Genomic DNA, 12790 nt, shown 5'->3' on the forward strand with positions numbered 1-12790 from the left:
ATCACCAAACCGCAATCGATCCATCTGTTCTCGCTTCGGTCCCGCCAGAAAGGACGCCTGTTTCCGGGTCGCGCCAAATGATCTGGCCCCTGCCGAATGATCCGCCGTCCAATGTAGGGACGACTTGATGCCCTAGCCTGACGAGCGCTTGGGCAATATGATTCGGGAAATCCGGCTCTACGTGCACTTTATTCCCTTCAATCCATTGCCAGCGCGGCGCATCGAGCGTCGCTTGTGGATTCAAATGATAATCGACCGTGTTGACGACGACTTGGAAATGGCCTTGCGGTTGCATGAAACCGCCCATGACACCGAACGGGCCGACCGCTTGTCCATCTTTCGTGAGAAACCCTGGAATGATCGTGTTATACGTCCGTTTGCCCGGCTTCAAGACATTCGGATGGTTCGGATCAAGCGAGAAATCGACGCCTCGGTTTTGGAGCGCAATGCCTGTTCCCGGCACGACAACTCCCGACCCGAAGCCCATATAATTCGATTGGATGAATGAAACCATATTCCCCTCTTCATCCGCAGTCGCCAAATAGATCGTTCCGCCTCGAGGCAGCTCGAATGGTTCCGGCGCTGTTGCCCGTTCCTTAATTTCTGTGGCACGTTTCTTTGCATAATCCTTCGACAACAATTCCTTAACATCAATCGGCATCTCTTTTTGTTCGGTAATGAATGCCTTTCCGTCAATGAAAGCGAGCTTCATCGACTCGATCTGTTCGTGCAATGACTGAACGTCTCCAGAAACGGCAGGATTCATTTCGGAGAAAATATTGAGCGCCATGAGCGCCACGATGCCTTGCCCGTTCGGCGGGATTTCCCATACGTCATAGCCACGATAATTCGTCGAAATCGGATCGACCCATTCCGCTTTGTAGTTTTCAAGATCAGATTTGCGTAAGTAGCCGTTGTTCTCAGCCACATGTGCATCAATCAAATCCGCAAGCTCGCCTTTATAAAAGGACTCTGCATTCGTTTCGCCAATGGAACGCAATGTCTTTGCATGATCCGGCGACTTCCACATTTCCCCGATTTCAGGCGCACGGCCATCCGGCGCGAATACTTTGAACCACTCGTCGAATTCAGCTGAATCAAGCGATTTGAATTTATTATAGGCAATTTTCCAGTACTTCCCTAAAACCGGCGTCAACGGATATCCTTCCTCCGCATAACGGATGGCAGGGGCAAGCGTTTCACTCAATGGCAGCTTGCCGAACCGTTTCGATAGTTCCGCCCAAGCAGAAGGAACCCCCGGCACGGTAATCGGTGTGAAGCCGAACGTCGGAATCTTTTCGTGCCCCGCCTCTTTCATCGCATCCAGTGTCAACGCTTCCGGCGCAGGTCCGGACGCGTTCAAGCCGTACAGCTTATCCTTCATCCAGACGATTGCAAATGCGTCGCCCCCAAGTCCGTTCGTTGTCGGCTCGACGACCGTAAGCGCAGCTGCCGTTGCAATCGCGGCATCGACCGCATTCCCGCCCTTCTGCATTACTTCAATGCCCGCTTGAGACGCCAGCGGTTGCGACGTCGCCACCATTCCTTTCCGCGCGAATACGGTATGGCGAGTTGTTTGGTGTGGGTTGTATAAATAGTCCAATGGAATTCCCCCGTTTTTTCTTCTATTATACGACACTTTCGCTAGAATGGAGGAAAACTTTAGAATAGTAGTTTTTGTCGGAAATAAAATCCTTAGAATAGCAAAAAGCAAAAATAAATCCCGCTATTGGCCGAATGCCAGCGAGCGGGATTGTTATGATCATTCATTGACCGGGCAGACGCTTTTCACGGAAACGGCGGCCGGATGATTCGGCATAGAAGGGAGAGCGGTACTTGAGAATTGGATCATCCGAACACTCAAGACCTTCAACCTCAAGCGTCGGATCGAATACGAAAGATTCGGCCTCATCTTCCCGTACAGACTTTAGTGTCAAAATACCCGCATCGATCATCTGTCGATCTTCTGGCCATCTGACACTCGGATCATCCACCGGATCGCCATCCTCGCCGATCTGGATCATCAAGCGGAATTGCACACCCTCATCTTCCATACGGGCTAGCAGTTCCTCCTCCAAATCATTCATCGTTTTTAAAATTGAACCTTCCTCTTTAGAGACGGGCGCCCATCGAAATCTGACAGCCTGCCGCTCATCTTGCCCATTGACCAAATAATACGAATGGAGCGCATGGTACGTTTCTTCTGCAAAACTAGCAGGCGGTTTGAGCTGCTTCAACAACGTAGGCACTGTCCGAAATTCAGGGTCTTTCCGAAGCACGCGCCATTTTTCACGCCATGACAACTCACCCTTTGTCATCACTTTCAGCAGCCGCACAAACGCTTCAGGCGTCTTCGTAATGAATACCGGCACATTCGCCATCACCAAATTCGTGAATGCGCCGTCCGGCAATGAAAACCGGACCGCCATTCCCTTGATCGGCACAAGCCATTCCGGCGGGTCGGGTGACGGCGTGCTATGGGAAAACCGAACAACTGCGCCAACTTTCCCCTTTTGAAGATGCGGGGACACCGTATACGGAACGGCAATTCCAGACGGCACAAACTCCGCGTCGAACGCAATTCCCTTCGCATGCGCACGCCGATAGCCGGGATACCTCCCTGCAAATTCCTCGATCGTATCCACCGCTTCTTCCGGTGTTATGTACTCCTCTCCATCCCCAAACATGTCACCACCTCACTTTCTGTCACTTGCCTCTTTTATACCCTTACACGGCGGGATTCATACACGCCCTCATCATAATCACTGCGCTTGTTTACCACTATCCGAATTGCAGCCCAAGTTATTTTTATGCTGGATATGATTCTCGCCCCATTCGTGCATCGCTTCTAGAATTGGACCGAGAGACCGTCCGTACTCTGTCATGGAATACTCGACTTTCGGTGGCACTTGCGGATAGACGACCCGCTGGATGATATCCTCTTCTTCCAGTTCCCGTAGCTGTTTCGTCAGCATTTTCTGCGTGATGCCTGGCATGCTGCGCTTCAGCTCGCTGAACCGTTTCGTACCTTCATGCAATAAATGAAGCAAGATGATCGGTTTCCATTTGCCTACAACGATTTCGAGCGCTTCTTCGACTTTGCATTTTGAAACGTCTGACATACATGATTCCTCCTGTAGTATCCTTTTGTATACTATAGGATGAAAGAATTGAAGAAATTGTTGCTCATGCGGTGAAACATACGCCGTCTGCTTTCAATTCACAGGGCGGACGCGTTGTCGTGCTGCTTGGCGAAGAAAACAACAAGCTCTGGAATATCACTGAAAATACATTGCGTAAAATTGTGCCTGAGGAGAATTTCGCTTCAACTGAACAACGTATGCAAATGTTCGGCGGCGGGTACGGCACAATCCTGTTTTTTGAGGATATGGATTTAGTGGAACAGATGCAGCGGGACAACGAAGAATACAAAGATAACTTCCCAGGCTGGGCACTCCAGTCGTCCGGCATGCTGCAGTTTGTCATTTGGACGGCGCTTGAAGAAGAAGGATTCGGCGCAAGCCTGCAACACTATAATCCGCTGATTGACGACGAAGTTAAGGAAACTTGGAACTTGCCTAAAGGCTGGAAACTGCTTGCTCAAATGCCGTTCGGCAAGCCGGTCATGGAACCGAACAAGAAGGAATTTCAACCTGTGGAAGACCGTTTGAAAGTTTTTAAATAAAATCAAAAGGAAACGTGCCTGTCTTCCGGCAGCTCGTTTTCTTTTTTATGCGTGGTGTATTGCTATATTGTCATTCGTTCATTTCATATAATCCGGAAGCGCGATACTCCCCGTTCACCCATTCACCGTCTTTGCATTCCATTCCCCCTTTTCATTCCCTTTCACACAAAGCTTTATAGAATTAAGATAGAAAACGCCATGCAGAACATTGCCCACATGACTAATATGAAAATTAAAAAGACAAAATATTTTGTTCACCCGGTTGAGAAATCACTTGAATCGCCACAAAATTTGTCGAAATAAAATATATAGACCAAATTTACTAAGAAGGGTGGATATTTATGGCTAAATCACTAAAAACTAAGATCATCTTCACAGCTCTAATTCTATTTTTTATAGGAACCTTACTTATGGCCTTCATGCTTAATGGCCAGGTGAAGAAACGTTCGCTGGAAAGTGTTATCGATTCAAGCGACGCTATTTCGAGCCAGATGGGTTACTCTGTCGAAAACTTCCTTGCACAATATTCGAAAGGAATCGATGCCCTTACCGATTCGGATGAAATTATGAACTTCACTGGTCCTAGAGGTTCAAGTGTAAGTGAAGCGGAGTTAGTTCAAAGACTGAAAAACTTTTTGGAAGTCTATTCCGATGCAGTTGCAGTCTATTATGCACTACCTTCCAAGCATATCAATATTTATCCTGTGTCGGATTTGACCGGCTTCGATCCGACGAGCCGTCCATGGTATGAAAACGCGATTGCAGAACCGGGCAAGGTGCAATGGTCGTCACCATACATCGATGAGGTCAGCGGCGATTTCATGATCACTGCTTCCTTTGCGGTCGAGAAGAACGGAACAGTAGTCGGTGTGGCCGGGGTTGACCTCATGTTGACCGCTATTACCGATATGTTGAACTCAGCGTATATCCCGTACGATGGTTATTCCACGCTTTTTGACGAAAACGGCACAGCGATTGCCCACCCAACAAAAGGCGGGGAAAACTTGATGGAGATTGCCTATGTCAAGAATATGTACGATTCGGACCAGGGGGATGCGACATTCAAGGACGAGGACGGCAAACAGATGATCAGCGTCCATTCGACAATCCCCGAATTTGGTTGGAAGGTCAGTACAGTATATGAGGAGAACAACCTTATGGAAATGTCGCGTCAGCTGTTAATTTCCATCTTCATCATTTCAATCATCACACTCGCCGTTGTCGGAATCGGCCTGTACTTCCTCATTAGCAGAATGCTGAAACCGATTGCACGTCTTCGAAGCTTGATGGATGAAGTAGCAGAAGGCGATCTGACCGTCCAATCGGATATCCGAACGAAAGATGAGATTGGACAACTTGGCGAAAACTTCAACAAAATGATTGCCAACATGCATGGCATCATTTCCGTTGTGAATCAATCCGCTGACCATGTCAGGACAAACTCTGAAAGTTTGAGTGCCGTGGCAGAAGAGACGAGTGCATCAAGCTCGGAAGTTGCAAATGCCGTAAATGAAATTGCACATGGTGCTTCCAGATCTGCAGGAGATGCCGAAACGGTCACTGAAAAAGCAGATGAACTTGGCAGACAGATCAACGATATTACGGAACGTGCGGTTTCAATGAAGACAATCGCGGAACAGACAGGCAAGATGAACACGAATGGCCAAACCCAGATGCACAATCTTCAACAGACGTTCGAATCATCAGGCACAAATCTGAAGTCGATGAACGACGCCATTAGTACCCTCGGCGAAAAGGTTAAGGAAATCGGTGGAGTCATGGAAACAATCACTGATATTTCCTCACAGACAAACCTTCTTGCACTGAACGCAAGCATTGAAGCGGCTCGTGCAGGCGAACACGGAAAAGGCTTTGCAGTCGTCGCAGAAGAAGTCCGGAAACTTGCGGAAATGTCTGCGCGTGCTACGGAAGAAGTGAAAGAGACCGTCTTGCAATTACAGGAAGAATCCCGACTCGTAACTTCCCAGATGGATGAAACAATCGCTACGTTCCGAGACCAAGAAAGCGTCGTCCAGGAAACAGAAAAGACATTCGCCCAACTTTCCGATTTGATGGAAAATATGCAGGCTTCCATCGATTCGATTTCAAATGAAATCGAGAGCGTAGCCCGTCGTAAAGACGAAGTGGCAATGACCATCCAGACGATGGCGGCCACGTCCCAAGAAACAGCAGCCGCATGTGAAGAAGTCAGCGCTTCAACAGACGAGCAGCTCAGGGCAATCCAATCTGTCACAGATGCTGCAGAAATACTGACAGACTTGAGTGAAAAACTGAACCTTGCAATTGACCGTTTCAAGATGTAAAAAAAATCCCGCATTGGCTATATGCCAGGCGGGATCTTTATTTTGTTTTATTGAACTTCGGATATCCAATCAACATTGCAATAATGCAGCAAATCCCCATCAGTACCGGGTAGAACGAATAGACGATGATGCTTAACGGCGAAATTGCCGCTAAGCCCGCGGCCGCCAATACTTGGACACCGTACGGCAAGACGCCTTGCCAGACGCTTGAAAACGTATCAAGCAAACTTGCCGATTTGCGAGGATCAATGCCGTACTCATCGGCGATGCGTTTTGCGATCGGTCCCGTAATAATGATGGCGATTGTATTATTGGCAGTCGCAATATCCGCCGCGCTCACTAATCCTGCAATTCCGAATTCAGCGCCTTTTTTCGACTTGATTCTACGGGAGATGACCCGCAATAAGTAATCGATGCCGCCATTATGCTGAATGATCCCAACGATACCGCCGATTAAAATGGAAACGATCGCTAAATCCTCCATCGACATAATGCCCTCGGATGCCGTCTGCAAGAAGCTCGCCAACTGGTAGGAACCATCCAGCAGTCCGATGACACCAGCTAAAATCGTTCCTCCAACGAGTACGACCAATACATGCGCACCGAGCAATGCCGCCACTAATACAGCTACATACGGCAAGATTTTAATGAATTCAAATGGGTATTCACCTGCTAGCTCCGCGGAATTACCTTGCGTCAACAGAGCAAGGAGAATCATCGTCACGATCGCTCCCGGAAGAACGATGAAGAAATTCACTTTGAACTTGTCCTTCATTTTTGTCTGTTGCGTCCGGACCGCCGCAATCGTCGTATCCGAAATCATCGACAAATTATCCCCGAACATCGCACCGCCAATGACCGTTGCCATCGCAAGCGATACAGGGATATCCGTTTGAGCGGCAATTCCTACACCGATCGGCGCCAGTGCAACGATTGTGCCCATCGACGTCCCCATCGAAATCGATATGAAACAGCCGATGACAAACAAGCCGACAATGAGCAAATTTGCTGGCAGCAACGACAGCCCTAAATTGACCGTCGACTCAACAGCCCCCATCCCTTTCGCCACTCCCGCAAAAGCGCCAGCCAATAGAAAAATGACTGCCATTAAAATAATATTCGGATGCCCCGCATGCTTCATAAAAACATCGACCTTGTTACTGAACGTCTCCCGCCGATTCATCATGAGCGCCACAGCAGCCGCAATCAGCATCGCCACGTTCAAAGGCATATTATAAAAGTCCTTCGTCACAATCCCCGACCCGATAAACAGGACAACAAAAACAATAAGCGGCAAAAACGCCAACAGACTCCCTTTTTTCAATTGTTCATTCAACATACGCATTCCTCAACTTCATTGTATTCAGTAACACAAGCATATCAGTATAACATAAAAATCAGCTGTTCAGATGAGTGAAGTACTCGGTTGAATAGCTGATTTTGGATGGAGCTCCTTATCAATCAATGTTGCCATAAAAAATTTCATTACTAGGCGACATTCGTTATGTCAATTCAAATTCTTACGAACAAACTCCGTATCAATCGTCTCCCCAAACTCCTTCTCCAACCGCTCAAAAATTGGCAACAAGCCACTCTTAATGATCGTTGAAATTTGAACGTTCTTCTTCTTTTCAACTGCCTTACCTAGCTTTGACAACTCAGCTTGCATGTTGGACGTCATCTGTTGATACATTTCCCAGTTAGAAGGGCGTTCTTTGCTATTGCAAACGACTTTCAACATGTCATTCAGCCATTCCACTCCGCCTAACAGCATTTCAAATCTGTCCCATGTCTGACTTGTTGGGACACGTTGGAACTCATTTGCAAGTGCGGTCACTTCAGGAATTGCACGCTGCAAATATTCCTCTGCCGACAAAAGTACATCATTCATGAATTCTTTTTCTGTTTTAATGACAACTTCAAGCTCCTTGATCCCCTCCAAGTTGCTCTCCAAAAACTCCTCATGTTCGTCGTAAACTTCCGTACCATCTGCAATAAAATGGCTGAAATAATGCCCTTCCGTCACGCTCTCATTAATCCGTTCAATCACTTCATCCGCTGACGGCTTCTCTTTATACTCAATATGTTGTTCTCCGATAATTAATTTCAAAATGGTTCCTCCATCAAATCCAAATTTGCAGTGCTAATGTTTATATCGGTCAGTATGGGCATTATTTCAGTTAAACAAAAGTGCTTTATACGAGGATATCGTTCCTGAAGAATACTATGCTTCGCCTTTCGCCAAATCTAGCACAAATTCTTCCACTCGCCTTTTCGGTAACTGGTACACTTGTCCCTTGTGCCGATCACGTTCCTGTTTCATTTGCGCCACCATCTGATCCCAATTTCTTCGCAAAGCTGCAGGGGATAGGATAACTGTCCGCCAGAAATGATGTTGCTGCGACCACGTAATAATGTACTGTACTTGTTCAATCGTACGCTGATCTTTTTCAACGATGTGCCTCATTTCGATTATCCATTTTCCAAGATCGGGCTCCCTATAGCCAGGATGGTTTAGGCGAATCTCTTCATGAAGGGCCAACGCCAGCTGATAATACTCGGATGACTCATCGTGAGTAACCCTTGGATAATTAATTATTGCATTCTTTTCTTTCTTAACATTCTTGTTAGGTGTTAACTGCCTGTTAGCCGTCTGTTGACTGTCTGTTAGGTCATCTGTTCCAAAACGGTCACCACGTTGATAGACATCCCAATTCACAATGGTTATGAGCCTGTTTTGATTTGTTGATTGATCTGTTAGAAATCCATACCTTTCAAATCGTTTGAGAGCAGTGCGGATTTTCTGCACCGTCACATTTTTACCGCATTTTTGATGGAGAGACGGGAGTGACGTTATCATTTGACCCGGTTGCAGTGAATACGACATCCCCTTCCATTCCCATTGCCTTTCTTTGTGCGTCGCCATCAACAGCAATGTCACCAGAATCACTTTCTGCTCGGATGTCGCCTCTGTCCAAATCGGCTTGTCTAATAGTGACCTATGTACTTTAATCCAACCTTGTTCCATTTTCCTTCACCTCAATTAGTTGTTTGAATGAACAGTCGCTTCACTTGCTATATAGACTGGTCTTCTGGACAAGGATACAAGGTGATGGAAGTTAAACTCATCAAAATGAAGATAAGAACCAAATTCCACTGAAAACTAAAAAACTGCCTTCCTAGGAATGGCAGCAATTGTGGAAATAACAGATGAAAATGAATTACTTTAATAATTTTGACTCTTTTCACTTAACGTCATCTTAGCCACTTTTAATATAAAGAACATTAGTAGAGGATTTCCACACTCAAATACAAAATAAAAACGCGGTTCGACCTCATTTTTATTTTATAGTTGAGTAGAAATTAAAGAAGTATTGTTGTTTTGCTTACGACAATACAATTCTGTTCGGAAGAGAACTTTGATTGGTTTTCAATTAAAGCAAGATATTGTAATCGCATAGTATTTACTATCTGGAAAAAAAATCTATTCAAATAGATTAAACAAATTCTATCTGGAAACTTTAGCTGTTACCAATTTGATACGCACTAGAAGATCATTAATGGTTGATATGAAAATAATGTTAACTAACATTTTCGAAAAAAAGAGTAGTAAGAGAAAACAAAAAACTTTTTTGAATTTTCATAATTAGATTGATGTGTTTCTGCATTTGAAATTATCAAATCAATAATTACGGTGTGTAAAAATACTTGTCTATGAAGTCTGTAAACTCACTAATAGGATAAACTTCCAAAGTCGAATCAGACTTGTCCCAACTTGTTAAATCTCCAATTAATTTAAAGCGTGGATTCTGGTTGTAATAGTATCCATAGACAAATGATCCACTCATTCCCGATACATTAGGTACATCTTCCTTTTCTTGAAATTTAGATACACCAGTCTCGTCAATGAGAACAAAAAGGGAATTTATATATTCGTCAAATTTATCAATAAAAGTACAATAAGGAAATGTCGTTGCTTCGATTTCCAATTTATCGTAGTTTATAGTAGTTTTCAGAGATGGATAGCCATGAATAAATATAATATTAGTCTTGTTAACATAATCCCTAATGTTATATTCTATAAACTCCTCATTTACAAACGCGTGATTACTAATATTAATATTAGAATTAAATTTTATTTCAATAATAGCTATATCATCTTCGGAATTAGAGTATGCGTCTAACACAGTCATAGAATAAGTTTCATTCTTAATACTATAGGGGATTCTTATATCTTTTTTTAGATCGACTATGTTTTTAATAACATGATGATTTGTAATCACAAAATGTCTTCCACGATATTTCAACAGACCACCAGATCCTAAAGGAATTGGTTTTTCTTCAAAATCGGGAAACATTCCCATAATCCTTACTAGAAACGGACCAGACCACGGAGTAAATCTATCCAACTCATCCAACAATTCCTTCTGTGAAATTATTTTTTCGTCTCCCCCCACATTATCACTACTCTCGTCTCGCTCTCAATTTTCGTCATCCAATAACGAATACAACCGATTCTACTAACTTTAATACCCTATAACAATCTTCACTAGTCATAGTAATATGATTACAAACAGACTAAAAAAGCGATCCGAATAATCTCGGACCGCATTTTATTAACCAGATTAACGTAGAAGTTGAAGAACTCCTTGTGGTTGTTGGTTCGCTTGCTTTGCGACTGTATCTTTCGATTACAGAATAGACTATATCTTCACCCTTAAATTTCCTTGGAGGGGCTGGGCACTTCGAATGTTACGATTCGTAACATCCTACGGATTTCATCGTCGTAGCGATTGCCTTAGACGGTATATCCTAATCGTTGAACGTTCCCCACGGTTTCCCGACAGGGGCTTCGCTGCTGATTGTCCAATCTCTTCGTTTTTTAAGCCATCGCGTTTACCGTTTCCAGTGCCGCTGTGGCAGAAGAGCTCTCAGGAGGTTCCAGCAATTCACCCAGTCATCATCTAACTCGTTACCAAGTTAGACGCCCGGTCACAACATTACCGAAGAAGTTGTAAGACTCCTTGCGGGGTTTGCTGTGCTTGAGCCAACATTGCTTGTGCTGCTTGAGTAAGTGTTGTTCTTTGTGAACTCTATCATTTCTTTCGCCATCGTGCGAACATTAGCTTTCACTAATGACTAGACTATATCTTCACCCTTCGATTGCTCGGTAGGGGTCGGGCACTTCGGATCGGCAAGTTACTCAGTCTTGCGTTTCCTATGGGTTTCATCATCATGGCATGTGCGATAGATGGTATACCCTAGTCGTTGAAACTTCTCCACTCTTTCGAGACAGGAGCTTGGCTGCTGATTGCCCAATCTCTCTACTTTTCGACCCGTCACGCTTACCGTTTCCGGTTACGTTGTGGGGAAGAAAGCTTCAGGGGTTTCCAGCAATTCACCCGATTGTACTCACTGACCGTTACCAGTCAGGACGACTTTGTCTGTCACTGCTTATGCAGCAGCTAATACATAATCCACGTCGCGGATACGTGATTCCGATTTGCCGGATTTTATAATTTCAATTCCTGCAAATACCTTTCATTAATCCTTCACTAAAACAACCATATGTGCCAAAGTATTATATCCTGAATCCTGTAACAATTTTTCCACATTGTAAAGATAAGTTGAATTATGATCAATAGTTTTTGAATACGATTGGAATAATTTTATTACCAAATCAATTGTCAATCCATTATGATATTTTGCCATCCCTATAAGATGTAATTTAATCATCGAGATATTAAGAACAAGCATAGTAAAACTATCTGTCACTGTTTTCTTGTCAAACGGGAATAAATTTGTAAATACATAATTCACCAGGTAGTTCTCAAGGATATATTCGTGTTGCTGTATAAAAGATTTATACGAGTTTTCATACGCCTGTGTATAATTTAAAATTATTCTTTCTTCACCAATATCCACGTCCAATCCAAGTCCTTTAATCGTTTCATCTAAACATTCCAGATATCGATTACTAGTTACTTGAAGTGAGGTCCTATATTTAAGAAGGCTTTTACACATACTCACTTTAAATGGTATATTTTTCGGCAATTGGTTTATTGGTTCGGAAAACGCCAAGTTCTCCATATCTCTATTAAACTCAGATATTAACAATTGAAGATTTTCATTTTCATTTGAAGAAGTGTTATATTTCCTCAGAAACATCCCTAAAATAATTAATCTTTCTTCAATAGAGATACTCCTATTTTGTAAAGTATTAATAATAAAAATTCGCAACTCCCAAAATAGGTCCTGCTGTTTTTTCGTCATAGTATTTTTTTTTACAAAACCCTTTGTATTGGCCGGTTCAGTATCTTGATAGAACTCAATCCCATTCTTATTAAATAAAGTAAGTCTTGCGGCTTCAGGACATGACAGTGTAGCACTCTTTTCGACCACATTATCTACCATGTTTAAGTTCCTTGGATAAACAGCACACGTATTTGATAAAAAATCTGGGCCTAACTCTTTTTGGATTCTACATAGATGATCATCATACAATAACGTACAGGCACCCGAACTATCCATCTTTATTTTTGCGTATGAGACATCTGTTGCTGCAGACCTATTACGTTTCACATTTTCCTTCAATAACGATTTTAGTTCTGGATGGTTCGTGTTTCTATATTTTTTGTATGTATCTTTATCAACAATAACTTTCCAACCAGCACAGCAAGTATCATCACATGCTGAACCAATACATTGAAACTCTTTCATATAGTTTGGAGCAATAAATTCTCTGGTGGTTTTTGTAGTCAATGCCTAGCACCTCTCTTAA

At 43.7% G+C, this 12790-nt stretch carries 9 protein-coding genes and 2 pseudogenes; 2 read left to right on the forward strand and 9 right to left on the reverse strand.

Annotation, left to right across the window (positions count from 1 at the left end; translation table 11 throughout):
• Position 1 precedes the first annotated feature (1 nt).
• From ACTHPA_RS08930 to ACTHPA_RS08940, 3 genes are all read right to left on the reverse strand, one after another.
• The gene (locus tag ACTHPA_RS08930; protein ID WP_440499828.1) at positions 2 to 1603 is read right to left on the reverse strand and encodes a gamma-glutamyltransferase family protein; all 1602 of its coding nucleotides are present in this window, start codon (positions 1601 to 1603) and stop codon (positions 2 to 4) included.
• A 163-nt stretch (positions 1604 to 1766) separates the two neighbouring features.
• Complete coding sequence (locus tag ACTHPA_RS08935; RefSeq protein WP_440499829.1) at positions 1767 to 2687, reverse strand: catalase; 921 nt, start codon at positions 2685 to 2687, stop codon at positions 1767 to 1769.
• A 75-nt stretch (positions 2688 to 2762) separates the two neighbouring features.
• Positions 2763 to 3122: a winged helix-turn-helix transcriptional regulator gene (locus ACTHPA_RS08940; protein WP_440499830.1), complete on the reverse strand. Its 360-nt coding sequence runs from the start codon at positions 3120 to 3122 to the stop codon at positions 2763 to 2765.
• Positions 3123 to 3160: 38 nt separating this feature from the next.
• On the opposite strand from ACTHPA_RS08940, the pseudogene ACTHPA_RS08945 reads away from it, so the two are divergent.
• Positions 3161 to 3685 (forward strand): annotated as a pseudogene (locus tag ACTHPA_RS08945) (nitroreductase family protein); the annotation flags it as partial.
• A 341-nt stretch (positions 3686 to 4026) separates the two neighbouring features.
• Positions 4027 to 6009 carry a methyl-accepting chemotaxis protein gene (locus ACTHPA_RS08950; protein WP_440499831.1) on the forward strand — a complete coding sequence of 661 codons (1983 nt, stop codon included), beginning with the start codon at positions 4027 to 4029 and terminating at the stop codon, positions 6007 to 6009.
• Between the two features lie 37 nt (positions 6010 to 6046).
• Here the strand turns inward: ACTHPA_RS08950 and ACTHPA_RS08955 are convergent, their stop codons facing one another.
• The 6 genes and pseudogenes from ACTHPA_RS08955 to fliB form a co-directional block, all read right to left on the reverse strand.
• On the reverse strand, positions 6047 to 7348 hold the full coding sequence (locus ACTHPA_RS08955; RefSeq protein WP_440499832.1) for a Na+/H+ antiporter NhaC family protein: 1302 nt from the start codon (positions 7346 to 7348) through the stop codon (positions 6047 to 6049).
• Positions 7349 to 7516: 168 nt separating this feature from the next.
• Positions 7517 to 8119 carry a hypothetical protein gene (locus tag ACTHPA_RS08960; RefSeq protein ID WP_440499834.1) on the reverse strand — a complete coding sequence of 201 codons (603 nt, stop codon included), beginning with the start codon at positions 8117 to 8119 and terminating at the stop codon, positions 7517 to 7519.
• Positions 8120 to 8233: 114 nt separating this feature from the next.
• On the reverse strand, positions 8234 to 9037 hold the full coding sequence (locus tag ACTHPA_RS08965; protein ID WP_440499835.1) for a hypothetical protein: 804 nt from the start codon (positions 9035 to 9037) through the stop codon (positions 8234 to 8236).
• A gap of 661 nt (positions 9038 to 9698) precedes the next feature.
• Positions 9699 to 10427, reverse strand: coding sequence for a hypothetical protein (locus tag ACTHPA_RS08970; RefSeq protein WP_440499836.1), 729 nt, complete (start codon positions 10425 to 10427; stop codon positions 9699 to 9701).
• 582 nt (positions 10428 to 11009) lie between these two features.
• Positions 11010 to 11121 (reverse strand): annotated as a pseudogene (locus tag ACTHPA_RS08975) (flagellin); the annotation flags it as partial.
• 432 nt (positions 11122 to 11553) lie between these two features.
• A complete protein-coding gene (fliB, locus tag ACTHPA_RS08980) occupies positions 11554 to 12771 on the reverse strand; it encodes a flagellin lysine-N-methylase (RefSeq protein ID WP_440499837.1) in 1218 nt (405 codons plus the stop codon).
• Positions 12772 to 12790: the final 19 nt, after the last annotated feature.

Source organism: Sporosarcina sp. SAFN-015 (assembly GCF_051966875.1).
In the GTDB taxonomy this organism is placed as follows: Bacteria; Bacillota; Bacilli; order Bacillales_A; family Planococcaceae; genus Sporosarcina.